General features: G+C 69.3%; 19 protein-coding genes and 1 tRNA gene. 6 read left to right on the forward strand and 14 right to left on the reverse strand.

The features are described from left to right. Positions 1–139: 139 nt before the first annotated feature. From ACFVW6_RS34005 to ACFVW6_RS34015, 3 genes are all read right to left on the reverse strand, one after another. A complete protein-coding gene (locus ACFVW6_RS34005; protein ID WP_365016111.1) occupies positions 140–1,297 on the reverse strand; it encodes a branched-chain amino acid ABC transporter substrate-binding protein in 1,158 nt (385 codons plus the stop codon). A gap of 272 nt (positions 1,298–1,569) precedes the next feature. Then, positions 1,570–2,187, reverse strand: a complete 618-nt coding sequence (locus ACFVW6_RS34010) for an ANTAR domain-containing response regulator (RefSeq protein WP_218716853.1) — start codon at positions 2,185–2,187, stop codon at positions 1,570–1,572. Positions 2,188–2,425: 238 nt separating this feature from the next. Beyond that, positions 2,426–2,512 (reverse strand) — tRNA-Leu (locus ACFVW6_RS34015). Between the two features lie 112 nt (positions 2,513–2,624). Between ACFVW6_RS34015 and ACFVW6_RS34020 the strand changes: the two genes are divergently transcribed. The 3 genes from ACFVW6_RS34020 to ACFVW6_RS34030 all read left to right on the forward strand — a co-directional run bounded on the left by ACFVW6_RS34020 (position 2,625) and on the right by ACFVW6_RS34030 (position 4,435). Continuing rightward, positions 2,625–3,134: a monooxygenase family protein gene (locus ACFVW6_RS34020; RefSeq protein ID WP_378832649.1), complete on the forward strand. Its 510-nt coding sequence runs from the start codon at positions 2,625–2,627 to the stop codon at positions 3,132–3,134. A gap of 185 nt (positions 3,135–3,319) precedes the next feature. Then, on the forward strand, positions 3,320–3,937 hold the full coding sequence (locus tag ACFVW6_RS34025) for a low molecular weight phosphatase family protein (RefSeq protein WP_355283333.1): 618 nt from the start codon (positions 3,320–3,322) through the stop codon (positions 3,935–3,937). A 129-nt stretch (positions 3,938–4,066) separates the two neighbouring features. Continuing rightward, entirely contained in the window at positions 4,067–4,435 is a 369-nt protein-coding gene (locus ACFVW6_RS34030) for a hypothetical protein (RefSeq protein ID WP_378832646.1), read from the forward strand. Positions 4,436–4,441: 6 nt separating this feature from the next. On the opposite strand, the gene ACFVW6_RS34035 is transcribed toward ACFVW6_RS34030, so the two are convergent. The 11 genes from ACFVW6_RS34035 to ACFVW6_RS34085 all read right to left on the reverse strand — a co-directional run bounded on the left by ACFVW6_RS34035 (position 4,442) and on the right by ACFVW6_RS34085 (position 15,750). Continuing rightward, positions 4,442–5,311, reverse strand: coding sequence for an acyl-CoA thioesterase II (locus ACFVW6_RS34035; protein ID WP_357350907.1), 870 nt, complete (start codon positions 5,309–5,311; stop codon positions 4,442–4,444). 41 nt (positions 5,312–5,352) lie between these two features. Then, entirely contained in the window at positions 5,353–6,771 is a 1,419-nt protein-coding gene (gene pyk, locus ACFVW6_RS34040) for a pyruvate kinase (RefSeq protein WP_355283328.1), read from the reverse strand. A 146-nt stretch (positions 6,772–6,917) separates the two neighbouring features. After that, positions 6,918–7,589, reverse strand: a complete 672-nt coding sequence (locus tag ACFVW6_RS34045) for an amino acid ABC transporter permease (RefSeq protein ID WP_355283326.1) — start codon at positions 7,587–7,589, stop codon at positions 6,918–6,920. 3 nt (positions 7,590–7,592) lie between these two features. Beyond that, positions 7,593–8,345 carry a transporter substrate-binding domain-containing protein gene (locus tag ACFVW6_RS34050; RefSeq protein WP_355283344.1) on the reverse strand — a complete coding sequence of 251 codons (753 nt, stop codon included), beginning with the start codon at positions 8,343–8,345 and terminating at the stop codon, positions 7,593–7,595. A gap of 172 nt (positions 8,346–8,517) precedes the next feature. After that, a complete protein-coding gene (locus tag ACFVW6_RS34055; protein WP_355283323.1) occupies positions 8,518–9,069 on the reverse strand; it encodes a TM2 domain-containing protein in 552 nt (183 codons plus the stop codon). 227 nt (positions 9,070–9,296) lie between these two features. After that, the gene (gene lgt, locus ACFVW6_RS34060; RefSeq protein ID WP_378832915.1) at positions 9,297–10,412 is read right to left on the reverse strand and encodes a prolipoprotein diacylglyceryl transferase; all 1,116 of its coding nucleotides are present in this window, start codon (positions 10,410–10,412) and stop codon (positions 9,297–9,299) included. Between the two features lie 111 nt (positions 10,413–10,523). Further along, entirely contained in the window at positions 10,524–11,324 is an 801-nt protein-coding gene (trpA, locus tag ACFVW6_RS34065) for a tryptophan synthase subunit alpha (RefSeq protein ID WP_378832642.1), read from the reverse strand. Further along, entirely contained in the window at positions 11,321–12,583 is a 1,263-nt protein-coding gene (trpB, locus tag ACFVW6_RS34070; RefSeq protein WP_378832639.1) for a tryptophan synthase subunit beta, read from the reverse strand. Before trpB ends, trpA begins: the two co-directional genes overlap by 4 nt. Then, positions 12,580–13,401, reverse strand: coding sequence for an indole-3-glycerol phosphate synthase TrpC (gene trpC, locus ACFVW6_RS34075; protein WP_355283315.1), 822 nt, complete (start codon positions 13,399–13,401; stop codon positions 12,580–12,582). Before trpC ends, trpB begins: the two co-directional genes overlap by 4 nt. 124 nt (positions 13,402–13,525) lie before the next feature. Beyond that, on the reverse strand, positions 13,526–14,215 hold the full coding sequence (locus ACFVW6_RS34080) for a TIGR02234 family membrane protein (RefSeq protein WP_378832636.1): 690 nt from the start codon (positions 14,213–14,215) through the stop codon (positions 13,526–13,528). Continuing rightward, the gene (locus tag ACFVW6_RS34085; RefSeq protein WP_357350789.1) at positions 14,212–15,750 is read right to left on the reverse strand and encodes an anthranilate synthase component I; all 1,539 of its coding nucleotides are present in this window, start codon (positions 15,748–15,750) and stop codon (positions 14,212–14,214) included. Before ACFVW6_RS34085 ends, ACFVW6_RS34080 begins: the two co-directional genes overlap by 4 nt. 134 nt (positions 15,751–15,884) lie before the next feature. On the opposite strand from ACFVW6_RS34085, the gene ACFVW6_RS34090 reads away from it, so the two are divergent. The 3 genes from ACFVW6_RS34090 (at position 15,885) to ACFVW6_RS34100 (ending at position 17,381) form a co-directional block, all read left to right on the forward strand. After that, positions 15,885–16,160, forward strand: coding sequence for a hypothetical protein (locus tag ACFVW6_RS34090; protein ID WP_355283305.1), 276 nt, complete (start codon positions 15,885–15,887; stop codon positions 16,158–16,160). Between the two features lie 119 nt (positions 16,161–16,279). Next, complete coding sequence (locus ACFVW6_RS34095) at positions 16,280–16,750, forward strand: peroxiredoxin (protein WP_355283302.1); 471 nt, start codon at positions 16,280–16,282, stop codon at positions 16,748–16,750. Positions 16,751–16,811: 61 nt separating this feature from the next. Beyond that, entirely contained in the window at positions 16,812–17,381 is a 570-nt protein-coding gene (locus ACFVW6_RS34100; protein WP_378832633.1) for a permease, read from the forward strand. Positions 17,382–17,387: the final 6 nt, after the last annotated feature.

Consider the following 17,387-nt stretch of genomic DNA (forward strand, 5'->3'; position numbering starts at 1 on the left):
CCTTATTTTTTAAAACCCACCCCCCCCCCCCACACCCGCCAACCCCCCCCCCTACTCCATTATTTCATTTTTCCCCGGGGGGGGGGGGGGGGGGGGCCCCCCCCCCCCCCCCCCCCACCGCTACACGCTTTCGTGGGGACTACTTGACCTCGTACATCCAGATCTGGATGTTGGCCAGCTCGCCGGTCTCGCCCCACTTGTACTGGCGGGCGACGCCGGTGCCGTTGTAGTTACGGACGTAGTCCACGAGCTCGGCGCGGGTCACCTTGCCCGAGTCGATGCCCTTGAGCAGGATCGTGGTCAGGTCGTAGCCCTCGACGGAGTAGACGCCGGGCGCCTGGCCGTTGAGCGCCTTGTACTCGGTCGCGAACTTCTCCGGCGCCGGGCTGCACGGGCAGGAGAGCAGCGCGCCCTTGGACGAGCTACCGGCCTGCCGGACGAACTCGGGATCGTTGCTGCCGTCGGCGGAGACGAAGGCCGCGGTCACGCCGCCGGACCGCAGCTGCTGCACGAACGGCGCGGCCTCGGCGTAGTAGCCGGCGTAGAAGATGGCGTCGGGCTTGGCGGCGGACAGCTTCGACACCGCGGCCGAGAAGTCCTTGTCACCTTCCTTGACGCTGACCGCGCAGGAGGCGTCGGCGGCCGGGCCCGCGGCGGTGATGAACGCCTGCGCCAGACCGGCACCGTAGTCGGTGTTGTCCTGCACGACGCAGATCTTCTTGTAGCCCTTCTCGCCGGTCAGGTAGTTGGCGACGGCCGGGCCCTGCGAGTTGTCGTTGCCCAGGCCGCGGAAGAAGGTCTTCCAGCCGTTCTGGGTCAGGGTCGGGTTGGTGGCCGAGGCGGTCAGCGTGGGCATGCCCGCCTCGCTGAGGATCTGGCCGGTCGCCTTGGTCTCGCCCGAGAAGGTCGGGCCGACCAGCGCCACGATGCTGGGATCACTGACGATCGTCGGGATCACCTGGCTCGCGATCTGCGGCTTGCCCTCGGTGTCGAACTGCTTGACCGAGACCTGACAGTCGGGGTTGGCCTTGTTGTGCTTGTCGAGGGCGAGCTTGACGCCGTCGATGATGTTGATGCCGAGCGCGGCGTTGCCGCCGGTCAGCGGGCCCGCCATCGCGATGGTCTGGGGCGCGCACTTGGCCTTGCCGTCGCCCGCCGGGTCGGCGGCGGTGCCCGCGTCGGTCGCCGCGACAGCCTTACCCTGGGTATCGAGCTGCACGACCGGCTGGATGGAGAGATCGGTGTTGCCGCCACCGCCGCCGTCGGACGACTTGTCGCTGCATCCGGACAACACCAACGACGCGGCAGCTCCGATTACCAGAACTCCTCGCGTCGAACGACTGCGCCATGTCGAACTGAGCACGTCTCACCTCTATGTCCTGTGCTCCCCGGGGTCACCGAGGGGGCCGACCACGTTCAGCCCGGACAGAACATATCGTCGGTTTGTTAGATCCGCATCACATTCGCATCATGTCGGACGCTCCGTGTCCAGTCGTAGTTCACATTATTGTTTCGCTTACGTAAAGTTTTTCGGCTTTCGACGCGAGACACGGAGCGACGCGTTCCAGCTCACTGCGGGGTGAGGTTCTCCAGCACGACTTCGGCGACCGCCTTCATCGTCGTCCGGCGATCCATCGCGGTGCGCTGAATCCATTTGAACGCCTGCGGCTCGGACAGACCCTGGGTCTGCATGAGCACACCCTTGGCGCGCTCGACCAGTTTGCGCGTCTCCAAACGATCCGACAGATTCGCGACTTCTGTTTCCAGCGCGGTGATTTCGTGGAAACGGCTCGCCGCGAGTTCGATCGCGGGCACCAGATCGGATTTGGTGAACGGCTTGACCAGATAGGCCATGGCGCCCGCGTCGCGGGCCCGCTCGACCAGGTCGCGCTGACTGAACGCGGTCAGGATCACCACGGGCGCAACACGTTTCGACGCGATCTCGGCGGCAGCGTCGATCCCGTCGCGGCGCGGCATCTTGACGTCCATGATGACCAGATCGGGGCGCAGCTCCTCGGCGAGCTCGACGGCCTGCTGCCCGTCGCCCGCTTCACCGACTACCTCGTAGCCCTCTTCCTTGAGCATCTCCACGAGATCCATCCGGATGAGGGCCTCGTCCTCGGCGACGACGACACGCTTGGCCGCGGCCTCACGCGTGGCGCCAGCGCCCCCTGCATTCGTGCTCATAGGTTCGACCCCTCTGGATTCCGATGCCTGTCGATCACACCACGACAGACGACGGCACCGGGCGAGCCGGCCGAAAAACCCGTCGTGGGTGACCGAGTGATGTAAAGAGTACCTTTCGCTTCCGCACAGAATGCATTGAGCGGTCGGAAACCGCCGGTGAACGCAAGCGCGGAGACGTCGCGCACACCCCGCGACCGATACTCCCCCGCGGAGCGCGGCCGATGCCGCGCTTCCGCCGTGGTGCCGAGTGTGGGACTCGAACCCACACGTCCTTTCGGACAACGGTTTTTGAGACCGTCGCGTCTGCCAGTTCCGCCAACCCGGCGCACCGCGGTCACTATAGCGTCTCGGCGCGCCGGGACGCGAACCGCCGGTCGAACCGGGGGAACGCCCACGTCGTAGTACCGGGAGAGCGGGCACGACAGAAGGGCGCGGACATGCGGGTGAACAGGATGACGGTGGATCTGGACGCCTACCCCGACCTGGTGATGATCCTGCTGGGTATGCGCGTGCGCACCCCGCGCGGGATGCTGCGCCTGCTCGGCGTCGGGCCCAAGCTCTACCGCTCGCACGCCGACCGCCCCGACGGCCTGATCCTGCACGAAGACGTGGTCTGGTCGATGCTGCCGCCGCACTGGGGCGCCCGGCAGTACTGGCGCGACCTGGACTCGCTCGAGCGCTGGACCCGCTCGGACCCGCACCGGCAGTGGTGGCGGGAGTTCCTGCGCGATTCCGGCGGCACCGGCTTCTGGCACGAGGCGTACTTCCGGCGCGGCGGCATCGACGCCGTCTACGACGACATGACCAAGCCGACCGGCCTGGCCGCCTTCGCGCCCACCGTCCCGGCGCGCGGCCGGATGTTCTCCACCCGGGGGCGGGTACACGGCGCGCCACCCACCGTGCCGCCGGTTATTACCGAATCGAATTATTACGACGCGAAAGAGTGATGGTCGACACATATCATCGGGAGGTTTCCGGACCATATCTCGCGGGTATCACGGTCACACACAACGGATTTGCGCATTGCGATTCGTGTACAGCATTCAACCGAGAGGTGAATAAGTAGCACCGCGCCTGTGATGGTTACAATTCCGGCCTTCTGCGCGACAATCGACCCGATTACGGTGTCGGTATGCACGTGCTGTTCGTCTGCAACTCCAATGTCTGCCGGTCGGTGATCGCCGAACGGCTCACCCGGGCGTTCGCGACGGACAACGGCCTGGCCGGCCTGACCGCGGAGAGCGCGGGCACCCGCGCCCTGGTCGGGTTTCCCCCCGAACCGATGGCGGCGGAGACCGTCGCCGGCCTCGGCGGCGACCCCACCGGTTTCAAGGCCCGAAAGCTCAAGCCCGAGATGGTCGATCGCGCCGATCTGGTGCTGGCGATGACCGAATCACTGCGCGACCAGGTCAGCGAGCTGGCCTTCGGCGCCGCGCCGCGCACCTTCACCCTCGGCGAGGCGCACCGGATCGCCAAGGTCACCGGCGCGAAATCCATTGCCGCGCTGCACCAGGCCCGCAACGACCTGGCCTACGTCGGCCGGGAGAACATCGCCGACCCGATCGGGCTGTCCCCCGAGGCGTTTCTCGAGGTCGGCGACCGGATCGCCGAGCTGCTGTTCCCGCTGCTGGCCGCGCTGGCACCGCACGAGCAGGCCAAGCTCAGCGAGGACGCGCGCCCCGGGCTGGTCATCGAACCCGCCCCGGCCCGGCCGCTCTCGGCGTTTCTGGCCGCGCAGCGCAGACGCTGAGCGCAAGGCTGTTCGCCGGGCCGCCGACGGTCTAGACTTCGGCGGACGTGGAAGTTCCCCTTGCAGGTTCGACACGACAGGACTGGAGACTTGCCGAAACGCATTTCGGATGTTTCGCTCCATGTGTATGTGACCCCGGAAATCCTCGACCGCATCGTCGCCAGCGTGCGGACGGTTCTCGACGACCACCTCCAGGACCGTGAGGCCTTCGCCTGGCGATTCACCCTGCCGGTCGACGCCGCCGATCCGCTCCATCGGGAACTCGAATCACAGTGGCGCGCAACGCATCCCGATACGGCGCCGGAAACCGAGGCGGCGTTCGAGATCGCGCTGAGCCTGGTCGGCGATCCGGCCGATCTCACCGATGCCGATATCGCCGACCTCGAGCACGGGCTGGCCCTGGCGGTGTACGGCGCGGCCAGCCACGCCGTACCCTTCGTCCTGCGCGCGGATCAGCGCACCGACCTCGAATGGGAACTCGACGTCGAGCGGCGCTGACCCCGCTCAGCGGGCCGGGAAGTGCCGGATGACGCCTTCCTGGACGGTGGTGGCGAGCAGTTCGCCACTGCGCGAATAGAACCGGCCCGTCGCCAGTCCGCGAGAACCGGCGGCCACCGGTGACTCGGTCGCGTAGAGCGTCCAGTCGTCGAAGCGGAACGGGCGATGGAACCAGATCGAGTGGTTCACCGTCGCCGCGAGAATCCGGTCCAGGCCCCACGACAAACCGTGCGTGGTGATGATCGAATCCAGCACCGTGGTGTCCGAGGAGTAGCCGAGGGCGGCCACGTGCAGCAGCGGATCGTCGGGCAGCGTGCCGTCGGTGCGCATCCACACGCGGTTGTGGTTGAGCTTCTCGCCGGTGCCCTTGAGGATCCACGCCGGATCGTTGGTGTAGCGCATGTCGATCGGGTGCGGCGCGTTGATGAACATCTCCAGCTTGTCCTCGAAGCCGGCGAAGCTCTCCTCGATCCGGGGCAGCGTCTCCGGATCGGGCACCTGGGGGCCCTCGTGGGCGTGCTCGAGGCCCTTGCCCCAGTCCTGGAAGGCCGCCAGCATGACGAACAGCTCCTGGCCGTCCTGGCTGGCGGTGACCGTCCGGTTCGCGAGCGCGCGGCCGTCGCGATGCCGCTGCACGTGGTATTCGATCGGCTTCTTCACGTCGCCGCCGCGCACGAAGTGCGCGTTGATCGCGTGCAGCGGCCGCTCCCCGGCGGTGCGTCCGGCAGCGACGATCGCCTGCGACACCAGCTGCCCGCCGAAGGTGCGGCTCCACACCTTCTCGGGATGGTTGCCGAGGAAGACGTCTTCACCGATCGGCTCGAGGTCGAGCAGGTCGAGCAGCACCCGCAGATCGGGTGACTGCTCGTCGTGCACTGTCTCCACCTCGGTCGATCCGCCTGCCGAACTACTCACGACTAGTGGTCCTCCTCGCCGATGCGATGAACGTGGATCAGGTTGGTGGAACCGACGGTACCCGGCGGGGAACCGGCGACGATGACCACCAGGTCACCCTTGCGGTACCGATCCATCGACAGCAGCGCCTGGTCGACCTGATGGATCATCGCGTCGGTGCTGTCCACCATCGGCACGATGAAGGTCTCGGTGCCCCAGGTCAGCGTAAGCTGGCTGCGCACCTCCGGCAGCGGGGTGAACGCCAGCAGCGGCAGCGGGGTGTGCAGCCGGGCCAGGCGGCGCACGGTGTCACCGGACTGGGTGAAGGCCACCAGCGCCTTGGCGTTGAGCCGCTCGCCGATGTCGCGGGCCGCGTAGGAGATGACGCCGCGCTTGGTGCGGGGCACGTGGGTCAGCGGAGGGACCCGGTTGGTCTCGGACTCCACCGCGGTGACGATGCGGCTCATGGTGCGCACGGCGTCGATCGGCCAGGCGCCGACCGAGGTCTCGCCCGAGAGCATCACCGCGTCGGCGCCGTCGAGCACCGCGTTGGCGACGTCGGAGGCCTCGGCGCGGGTCGGGCGGGAGTTCTCGATCATCGACTCCAGCATCTGGGTCGCGACGATGACCGGCTTGGCGTTCTCGCGCGCCATCTGGATGGCCCGCTTCTGCACCAGCGGCACCTGCTCGAGCGGCAGCTCGACACCCAGGTCACCACGGGCGACCATGACCGCGTCGAAGGCGAGCACGATGGCCTCGAGGTTGTCGATCGCCTCCGGCTTCTCCAGCTTGGCGATGACCGGCACCCGGCGGCCGACCTTGTCCATGATGTCGTGCACGAGCTCGATGTCGGACGGCGAGCGCACGAACGACAGCGCGATGAAGTCGACGCCCAGCTTCAGGGCGAACTCGAGGTCCTCGATGTCCTTCTCGGACAGGGCGGGCACCGACACGTCCATGCCGGGCAGCGACAGGCCCTTGTTGTTGCTCACGGGGCCACCCTCGGTGACCCGGCAGACGACGTCGTTGCCGTCGATGCTCTCGACCGTCAGGCCGACCTTGCCGTCGTCGACGAGCAGGCGGTCACCGGCCTTGGCGTCCTGCGCGAGCTGCTTGTAGGTGGTGGAGACCCGGTCGTGGGTGCCGTCGACCTCGTCGACGGTGATCCGGACCTGCTCGCCGTTGGCCCAGGTGGTCCGGCCGTCGGTGAACCGGCCGAGGCGGATCTTGGGGCCCTGCAGGTCGGCGAGGATGCCGACCGCGCGGCCGGTCTCGTCCGAGGCCGCGCGGACCATCTTGTAGTTGTCGGCGTGGTCGGCGTGTTCGCCGTGGCTGAAGTTCAGCCGCGCGACGTCCATGCCGCTTTCGACGAGCTCACGAATACGGTCCTGGGTGGCCGTAGCCGGTCCGAGGGTGCACACAATCTTCGTCCGTCGCATCACACCGGCAAGCCTAGTACTGTCCCGCCTCCCCGCGTACTTTGCCGGTCGGAGGGTGCAAGGCCCCTACTCGACCGGACCGGCGGATATCGGCGGGGCATGGGCCGGGCGTTCCCGGCGAGTTACCCATGTGTTCACGAAATCAGTTGTCACCGAACGGCGACGTGCCTCGACAGCCGCGTTTCCAGGCGGGTCTGGAAGAAGCCGAGGATCAGGCAGATCACCCAGTAGTAGACGGCCGCGACGCCGTAGAGGGCGAAGAAGTCGAAGGTGGGCGCGGCGGCCAGCTGGGCGGTGCGCAGCAGCTCGGTGACCAGGATGGTCGAGGCGAGCGAGGTGTCCTTGACCAAGGAGATGAGCGTGTTCGACAGCGGCGGCACCGCGATCCGGGACGCCTGCGGGAACACGACGTACCAGAGCGTCTGCGGGTAGGTCATGCCCAGCGACTCGGCCGCCTCCCACTGCCCGTGGGCGACGCTCATGATCGCCGAGCGCACCACCTCCGCGGCGTAGCCGCCGACATTGAGGCTGAAGGCGATCACCGCGGCCGGGAACGGGTCGATGACGATGCCGAACTGCGGCAGCGCGTAGAACACGATGAACAACTGCACCAGCAGCGGGGTGCCGCGGATGATCGAGATGTAGAAGCGGGCGGGCAGCGACAGCACCCGCTTCGACGACATCCTGGCCAGCGCGACGCCGACCGCGATCGCCAGGCCGATGACGAAACTGATCGCCGTCAGCGGCAGCGTCGCGGTCAGCGTGGCCTTCAGCATCGGCCACAGGTTGTGCCAGATCAGCTCCCTGGTCGCGGGATCCATCCGCTATTTGCTGACGTCGGTGCCGAAGTACTTCTCCGACAGCCTGGTCAGCGTGCCGTCGGCGCGCAGCTGCGCGAGCGCGGCGTCGATGTCGGCGATCAGCGCGGCGTCGTCCTTGCGGGCGGCCAGCGCCTGCTTGCTGGTCTCGCCGGTCTTGCCGGCGATCTTGATGCCGGTGTCGCCGGTCTTCTTGGTGTACTCGCCGACGGCGAGGGTGTCGTTGACGGTCGCGTCGACGCGGCCCGCCTTCAGCAGCTGCACCGCCTGCACGAACCCTTCCACCGCTTCGACTTTCGCGCCGGCGGCCGCGGCGACCTTGCCCCAGTTGCTGGTGGCCGACTGCGCGGTGGTCTTGCCCGACAGGTCGGCCAGCGAGGTGATGGTGGTGTTGTCGGCCTTGGTGACGATCACGCCCTCGGAGGTCGTGTAGGGCTGCGACAGGGAGTACTTGGCGGCGCGCTCGGGGTTGACGGTCACCTGATTGGCGACCAGGTCGAAGCGCTTGGACTCCAGTCCGGCGAAGATCGAGTCCCAGGGCGTCTGCACGAATTCCACCCGCTTGCCGAGCTTCTCACCGACCGCCCGCGCGACCTCGACGTCGTAGCCGGTGAGGGTGCCGTTCTCCTGGTAGCTGAACGGCGCGTACGTGCCCTCGGTACCGACTTTCAGCACGTTCGGGTCGGCGTCGGACGAGCAGGCCGACAGGCCCGTCGCGGCGACGACGGCGAGTACGGCGGCGGCAAGCAGTTTGCGCACGGACATCCCTTTCTCCGCTGCGCGCATCGGGCACGCGCAGGCCAAGCGACGCTACGGCGCCGCCCTGGACCGACACAGAGTATCGCTCACGGTGATCGCAATCCCGGCCGGGAAACGCGAAACGGGTACTCCGCGAGACGCGGAGCACCCGTTCGTGGTGCGTGGCGGGCGATCAGTCGCGCAGCGGGCGGCCCTGCGCGTCGGGCACCTTGCCGGTGAGCATCATGATGCCGTCGATCAGCGGCCAGATGGCGCCGATGCCACAGGTCAGCCAGACCACCGCGATCTGGGCGATACCCAGACCGGTGTAGCCCAGGTAGAAGCGGCCGACGCCGAAGCTGCCGAGGAAGATCTCCAGCAGGCCCGCCATCAGCTTCTGCTTGTCCGAGAACGGCACGCCGTACATGTCACGGCCGTACGGCGCTTCCGGGTCGGCCGGGTTGTAGCCCTGCGGCATGCCGCCGTAGGGCGCGGCGCCGTAGGCGGGCTGCGGCTGGGCGTACGGGTCGGCCGGCTGACCGTACTGCGGCTGCGGCTGGCCGTACTGCGGCTGGCCGTATCCCGGCTGCGGCTGCTGCTGCCCGTACCCGGGCTGCTGGGCGTACGGATCGGACGGCTGGCCGTAGGCGGGCTGACCGTACTGCGGCTGCGAGTGCGAGCCGGAGTCGGGCTGCTTGTTCAGGTCGGGCCCGTACTGGGGATTGGGGTTGTAGGGGTCGGTCACTCATGTCCTCCATCATTCGTGCGGGTACCCGTCGTGGCCCCCGGCCGGTGTGGCGATCTGCCGAACAGCGATGCGCCACCGACGATCACCGGTCATTGTGGTCATACCGACCGGCCGTTGTCTCCTCGGGTGCCCCACGGAACTGCGCTCGACACTCGTTCGCAATATCGCGACGGGCGCCCGGAATGTTGCCGGACGCCCGTTCACTTCGTGCTGGAGGTCGCTGATCAGGCCTTTTTCGCGCCCGACTGCTCCGGCTCCGCGGTCGCCGTTGCCTCGGCGGCCTCCGGCTCCTGCTCGGCATCGTCCTGCGCGGCGCCGGTCGGCTTCGCGTCGGCGGAATCCGCGGGATCGGCCGGGTCGTCGGCGGAATCGGTTGCCTCGGCGGTCTTGTCGAGGTCGACGGCGGCGGCGTTGTCGGCCGCGCCCGCGGCCCGCAGCGCCGAGAACTGCCACGGCCACGGCCGCGGCTCACCACCGGGCTGCAGCTGCGCGGGTGTCTCGCGGCCCTTGGTCGCCAGCGCGAAGTAGGCCATGGCGGCGAGGAAGACCAGCGCGGCGGTGAACGAGTTGATCCGGATGCCGAGGATGTGGGTGGCCTCGTCGTTGCGCATCAGCTCGACGAAGAAGCGGCCGAAGCTGTAGCCGGCGACGTAGAGCGCGAACAGGCGGCCGTGGCCGATCTTGAAACGCTTGTCCAGCTGCACCAGCAGGATGACGACCAGCACGTTCCACACGAGCTCGTACAGGAACGTCGGGTGCACGACCTCGATCACCCGCCCGGTCGAGACCCCGTTCATCATGTCCCTGGCGCCGGTCTCCGGGTCGAACCGCTCGTAGATCTCGAGGCCCCACGGCACCTCGGTGGTGCGGCCGTAGAGCTCCTGGTTGAAGTAGTTGCCGAGGCGGCCGATCGCCTGCGCGAGCAGCACGGCGGGCGCGATGGCGTCACCGAACGCGGGCAGCGGGATCTTGTAGACGCGGCAGCCGATCCAGGCGCCGATGCCGCCGAGGAACACCGCGCCCCAGATCCCGAGGCCGCCCTGCCAGATGTAGAGCGCCTCGATCGGGTGCTTGCCGGGGCCGAAGTACTTCTGCCAGTCGGTGGCCACGTGGTAGAGCCGCCCGCCGACCAGGCCGAACGGCACCGCGAACATCGCGACGTCGAGGACGGCGCCCTGCTGACCGCCGCGCTGTTGCCACCGGCGCTCACCCCACCAGATGGCGACGACGATGCCGAGGATGATGAACAGCGCGTACGCCCGGAGCGGGAAGGGTCCGAGGTGCCAGACACCCTGCGGCGGACTCGGTATGTAGGCCAGGACTGAGTTCACGGCCCCCAGGCTAGTGGAATCCGGTACCGCCACGTTGCCGCGGCCCTGACAGCACATGCCGGGCCGGTGACAGCCGATGGGCCCGGCCGCGCGTCGGCGGACGGGCCCATCGGCGCACCACTAGGAGCTGACGGTCGCCGACCGTACGCCGTCGGCGAGTTCCGACGTCAGCGCCCGGACCGCGCCCAGACCCTCGGCGGCGGCCGAGACCAGCGCCGATCCGACGATGACGCCGTCCGCGTAGGCGGCGATCTCGGCGGCCTGGGCCCCCGAGCGGACACCCAGACCGACGCCGATCGGGATGTCGGAATGCGCGCGGACGCGGGCGCACAGCGCGGGCGCGGCCGAGGAGACCACGTCGCGCGCACCGGTCACACCCATGGTCGAGGCGGCGTAGATGAATCCGCGCGAGGCCTCGAGTGTCTTCACCAGGCGCTCCTCGGTCGAGGACGGCGCGACCAGGAAGATGCGATCCAGGTTGTGCGTGGCCGAGGCGATGAACCAGTCGTCGGCCTCGTCCGGGATCAGGTTCGGCGTGATGATGCCGGCGCCACCGGCCGCGGCCAGGTCACGGGAGAAGGTGTCGACGCCGTACTGGAGCACCGGGTTCCAGTAGCTCATCACCACGGCCTGCCCACCGGCCGAGGTGATCGCCTCGACGACGGAGAACACGTCGCGCACCCGGACGCCACCGCGCAGCGCCTGCTCGGCGGCGGCCTGGATGGTGGGTCCGTCCATCACCGGGTCGGAGTACGCGACGCCGACTTCGACGATGTCACAGCCGGATTCGACCATGGCCTTGCACACCTCGATGGAACCGGCCAGATCGGGGTAGCCCGCGGGCAGGTAGCCGATCAGGGCGGCCCGGTTCTCCGCGCGCGCGGCGGCGAAGGTGTTGGCCAGACGGGACTGCTGACTCACTGAGCGTTCTCCTCGGCGGCGTCGTCGTCGAACAGATTGAACCAGCGACCCGCGGTGTCCATGTCCTTGTCGCCGCGACCGGACAGGTTGACCAGGATGATCGCGCCCTCGCCGAGCGCCTTGCCGAGCTGCAGCGCGCCGGCCACGGCGTGCGCGGACTCGATCGCCGGGATGATGCCCTCCGAGCGGGACAGCAGCAGCAGCGCGTCCATCGCCTCGGTGTCGGTGATCGGCGCGTACTCCGCGCGCCCGATGTCCTTGAGGTGGGCGTGCTCGGGGCCGACGCCCGGGTAGTCCAGACCGGCCGAGATCGAATGCGACTCGATGGTCTGGCCGTCCTCGTCCTGCAGCAGGTACGAGTACGCGCCCTGGAACGCGCCGGGCGTACCGCCGGTGAAGGTGGCCGCGTGCCTGCCGGTCTCGACGCCGTCACCGGCCGCCTCGTAGCCGATCAGCCGCACACCCGCGTCGGGGATGAAGGCGTGGAAGATGCCGATGGCATTGGAGCCGCCGCCGACGCAGGCCACGACCGCGTCGGGCAGCCTGCCCACGCGCTCGGTGATCTGCTGGCGCGCCTCGATCCCGATGATGCGCTGGAAATCGCGCACCATCAGCGGGAACGGGTGCGGGCCAGCGGCGGTGCCGAAGCAGTAGTAGGTGTCGTCGGCGTTGGAGACCCAGTCGCGCAGCGCCTCGTTGATGGCGTCCTTGAGGGTCTGCGAACCGGTGGTCACCGAGACGACCTCGGCGCCGAGCAACCGCATCCTGGCCACGTTCAGCGCCTGGCGGGCGGTGTCGACGGCGCCCATGTAGATGACGCAGTCCAGACCGAGCAGCGCGCACGCGGTCGCGGTGGCCACACCGTGCTGGCCCGCGCCGGTCTCGGCGATGACCCGGGTCTTGCCCATCCGCTTGGCGAGCAGCGCCTGGCCGAGCACGTTGTTGATCTTGTGCGAGCCGGTGTGGTTGAGGTCCTCGCGCTTGAGGAAGATCCGCGCGCCGCCGGCGTGCTGGGCCAGGTTGGCGCACTCGAACACCGGCGACGGACGGCCGGTGTAGTCGCGCTGCAACCGGTCGAGCTCGTCGAGGAAGGTGTGGTCGGTGCGGACCTTGTCGTACTCGGCGGTGACCTCCTCGATCACCGCCATCAGCGCCTCGGGGACGTGCCGTCCGCCGTAGACGCCGAAGTGGCCGCCCGCGTCGGGCTCGTAGTCGCTGTGCTGGGCGACACCGGCGCTGGCCTGGGGCAGCGCGGTCACCGGATGCTCCGCCGGGCCGGCTTCGGGCAGGACGGGTGGGTACCGGCGGTCACCAGCTCGGACACCGCGGCCCGCGGGTTTCCGCTGGTCACCAGGCCCTCGCCGACGAGCACCGCGTCGGCGCCCGCGCCGGCGTAGGCCAGCAGGTCGGCGGTGCCGCGGATGCCGGACTCGGCCACCCGGATGACCTCCGACGGCAGGCCGGGGGCGATCCGCGCGAACACGTCGCGGTCGACCTCGAGGGTCTTGAGGTTGCGCGCGTTGACACCGATCACCGACGCGCCCGCTTCCAGCGCGCGGTCGGCCTCCTCCTCGGTGTGCACCTCCACCAGGGCGGTCATGCCGAGGGATTCGGTGCGGTCGATCAGCGCGGACAGCACGTCCTGCTCGAGCGCGGCCACGATCAGCAGGATCACGTCGGCGCCGTGGGCACGGGCCTCGTGGATCTGGTACGGGCCGATGACGAAGTCCTTGCGCAGGACCGGGATGTTCACGGCGGCGCGGACGGCATCGAGATCGTCGAGCGACCCACCGAACCGCCTGCCCTCGGTGAGCACGCTGATGATGCGCGCGCCACCGTCTTCGTAGGCCTTGGCCAGGACGGCCGGATCGGGGATGTCGGCCAGCGCGCCCTTGGAGGGGCTGGCACGCTTCACCTCGGCGATGACACCGATCCCGTCCTCGTGCAACGCGGCGCTCGCGTTCAGCGGCGCCTTGGCGGCGGCCGCTGCGGCTTTGATCGCCTGAAAATCGAGGAGGGCTTCGCGAGCGGCAACATCCGCCCGAACCCCGTCGAGAATCGAGTCGAGTACCGTCATCTGGCTCGAATCCTTTCTGGGGAGACGAACTTCTCACCTGAGAGTCCCCTCAGGCGCTGTCTCACCGATGCTTGACAACAATAAATGGCTGCCGCGCGTGTCACTGCGGCGGGGGTGCCGGGGGTCACGGTGCGCGGCCGGTCGACTTGTCGTCGCCGTCCGGCCCCTCGGCGGTGTCGGTGGGATCGGTGCCCGCGTCGAGCGCGTCCCACAGCACCCGGTCCGACAGCGGCGCGGCGGTGCCGGTCTCCTCGCGCTGCTTGGTCACCTCCGCGCTGGCGTCGGCCCGGCGGAACACGGGGTTGTCGTATTTGCCGGACAGCTGCGAACTTCCGTCGGTGCGGCGGGTGAGCAGCACCCCGGCGATCAGCGCCAGCACCGCCGCCACGATCGACAGCAGCGCGGGGCCGACATGCGCGTCGGCACCGCTGACGACCGCACGCACCGGCAGCTCGGCCAGCGTGCCCGCCCGCTCCGCGGTCCGGCCCTCCCCCACCACCAGCGCGAACCCGGGCACCGCCGCGACCGCGGCGACGACCGCGACGACCACACCCAGCAGCTGGCGCAGCGCCCCCTTCACCGCGAACACCGCGGCGATCGAGGCGACCAGCACCAGGGCCAGCGGCGTGAGCGCGCCGAACCAGGTGGCGCCGTCGAGCTCGTCGGTGCGCGGTTCGGTGAGCCCGTCGGCGGAGTGCACCGTCACCCAGGTCATCCGCGACGACGCCCACAGCCCCGCCGCGGCCAGGGCCAGCAGCGCCACCGGGACGATGGGCTTGGTGGCCTTCGCGGTGTCGGCGGGCGCGTCGGTCACGAGGCGCCGTCCTCGTAGGTTCGCAGGGTCTGCGCGGCCGCGATCGCCTTGAGCACCGCCATGGCCTTGTTGCGGGCCTCGGTGTCCTCGTAGACCGGGTCGGAGTCGGCGACCACGCCGGCGCCCGCCTGCACGTAGGCGGTGCCGTCCTTGAGCAGCGCGGTGCGGATGGCGATGGCGGTGTCGGCGTCACCGGCGAAGTCGAGGTAGCCGACGACGCCGCCGTAGACGCCGCGCCGGGTCGGTTCGAGTTCCTCGATGAGCTCCATCGCCCGCACCTTCGGCGCGCCCGACAGCGTGCCCGCAGGGAAGCATGCCTGCACCGCGTCGAGCGCGATCTTGCCCTCGGCGAGCTGGCCGGACACCGTCGAGACCAGGTGCATGACGTGGCTGTAGCGCTCGACGTGGCGGTACTGGGTGACCCGCACGGTGCCGGGGCGGCAGACCCGGCCCAGGTCGTTGCGGCCCAGATCGACGAGCATCAGGTGCTCGGCGTTCTCCTTGTCGTCGGCCAGCAGGTCCTTCTCCAGCAGGATGTCGTCCTCGGCGCTCTCCCCGCGCCAGCGGGTCCCCGCGATCGGATGCGTCGTCGCGACGCCGTCCTTCACGGTGACCAGCGATTCGGGGCTGGAGCCGACGATGGAGAACGCGGTGCCGCCGTCGCCGTCGGGGATGTGCATCAGATACATGTACGGGCTCGGGTTCGACGCCCGCAGCATCCGGTAGACCGCCAGCGGCGAGCCGGTGTAGTCCATCTCGAAGCGCTGCGAGAGCACCACCTGGAACGCCTCGCCGGCCTCGATCTCCTTGATCAGGCGGCGCACGCCGGCGCCGAACTCCTCGGTGGTACGCCTGCGCAGGTACTCCGGTTCGGGCCGGTCGAAGACCGACACGGTCGAGGGCGCCGGCGCGGCCAGCGCGGCGGTCATCCGGTCCAGCCGGGCGACGGCGTCGTCGTAGGCGGCGTCGGCGTTCTCGTCGGTGCCGTTCCAGTTCACCGCGTTGGCAATCAGGGTGATCGCGCCCTCGTGGTGGTCGAACGCGGCCAGGTCGGTGGCCAGCATCAGCACCAGTTCGGGCAGCTGGAGGTCGTCGGCGGCCAGCTCGGGCAGCCGTTCGATCCGGCGCACCGCGTCGTAGCCGAGGTAGCCGACCAGGCCACCGGTCAGCGGCGGCAGACCGGGCAGCCGCTCGGTGCGCAGCAGTTCGAGAGTCTCGTGCAGCGCGCGCAGCGGATCGCCGCCCGACGGCGCGTCGGCGGGGACGACGCCGAGCCAGGCCGCCTCGCCGTCGACGACGGTCAGCGCCGACGGGCTGCCCGCGCCGATGAACGACCAGCGCGACCACGAGCGACCGTTCTCGGCGGACTCGAACAGGAAGGTGCCCGGCCGGTCGTCGGCCAGCTTCCGGTAGGCCGAGAGCGGAGTCTCGGAGTCCGCCAGCACCTTTCGGGTCACCGGGACCACCCGGTGCTCGGCGGCGAGCACCCGGAACTGGTCGCGGGTCGTGGTGGTTGATGTCGACGCGCCCTGCATGACCCCATCATCCCAGGCGGGTCGCGACACCTGTGCGCTGACCCGACCCCGTGACGCGACAAGGGGTGATCGGCATCACTACACTCGCGCGCGTTCCATGTCGCATGCGGTATCCCCCCTTTCCGAGAGGAGCAATGTTGTACCCCTCGCACCAGGGCGCTCAGGACGGCCGGCTGGCCGCCCCGTCGCAGCAGCACTACGGTCCCGGCCAGCTGTCCGCGGCGAGCGCGCTCACGTCGTTCGTCACCTACGCCAAAGAGATGCAGGATCTGGACGAGAAGGCCTACCCGGACGAATACGCCGCGCACTGCGATCGGATCCGGCAACTCGAGCCGATGCTGCGCGTGCACGGCATCCTCGACGTGATGGAGATCCGCAACCCGGAGATCGCCGCCCTGCTCAAGCGCTGACGCGCCCGTTCGACGGGTGCGGTCCGTCGGGGGCGGCGCCGGTCGAACCGAAGATGTCCCCGTTCGCGTGCGCGGGCGGGGATCTTCCGTACCTCCGGCCCGGTCGATAGGGTCGAATCATGCAGCCAGGCCAGCACGCCCCCCAGTTCGCGCTCCCCGACCAGTCCGCCCAGCTCCGCACGCTCGACGGCTTGCTCGCCGACGGCCCGCTCGTGCTGTTCTTCTACCCGGCGGCCAATACCCCCGTGTGCACGGCCGAGGCCTGCCACTTCCGCGATCTGAGCGCGGAGTTCGCCGCCATCGGCGCCTCCTGCGCCGGCATCAGTACCGACAGCGCCGAGGTGCAGGCCGGCTTCGCCGCCAAGCAGCGGCTGGACTACCCGGTGCTCTCCGACGCCGACGGCGCGGTGGCCGCGGCGTTCGGGGTCAAGCGCGGGCTGCTGGGCAAACTCGCCCCGGTCAAGCGCCACACCTTCGTCATCGATACCGACCGGACCATCCTGAAGGTCGTCACCGGCGAGCTCCGCGCTGCGGTGCACGCCGACGAGGCGCTGGCCTTCCTGCGCGCCCGCGCGACCGCGGCGGAGTAACCGGCGAAACGCCGGGCGCCGGATCGGCGTCCGGCGTCATCGGCGCCTCTACGCTGGGGAGATGACAACCGGCGAGGTGCAGTCGAGCGGTCAGAAGTCCACGATGACCGTGTGGCGCAACCGGGCGATCATCACGGTCGCCACGGCCGTGGTGCTGGTGATCGCCTATCTGATCCTGTCCTCGTTCATCCCGCGCTGGTGGGCGCAGCGACTGGCGAGCATGGTGCACGGCAGTTTCACCCAGGGCATCTGGTGGGGCCTGGTCTACGGACTGGTGTTCACCCTCGTCCCGCTGCTGCTGGTGCTGCTGGCGGTGCGCGTGTGGAATCGCAAGGGCGGCAAGTTCATCGCGGGCGCGGCGGTGATCATCGCGCTGCTGCTGGCGCTGCCCAACCTGATGACGCTGACGATCGTGCTCGGCGGCAACAACGCGGCGCACGCGGGCCAGCGCATCCTCGACGTCGACGCCCCCGCCTTCCGCGGCGCCTGCCTGGTCGGCGCGATCGTGGCGGCGGTGGTGTTCGCGCTCGTCCTCGCGCTGATGGGCAAGCGCGGTCTCACCCGCCGCAAGGCCGCCAAGGCCGCGGAGAACCCACCCGCGCAGACGCCACCGATGACCGGAGCGCAATAGCTTTTC

Source organism: Nocardia sp. NPDC058244 (assembly GCF_042882065.1).
Classification (GTDB): Bacteria; Actinomycetota; Actinomycetes; order Mycobacteriales; family Mycobacteriaceae; genus Nocardia.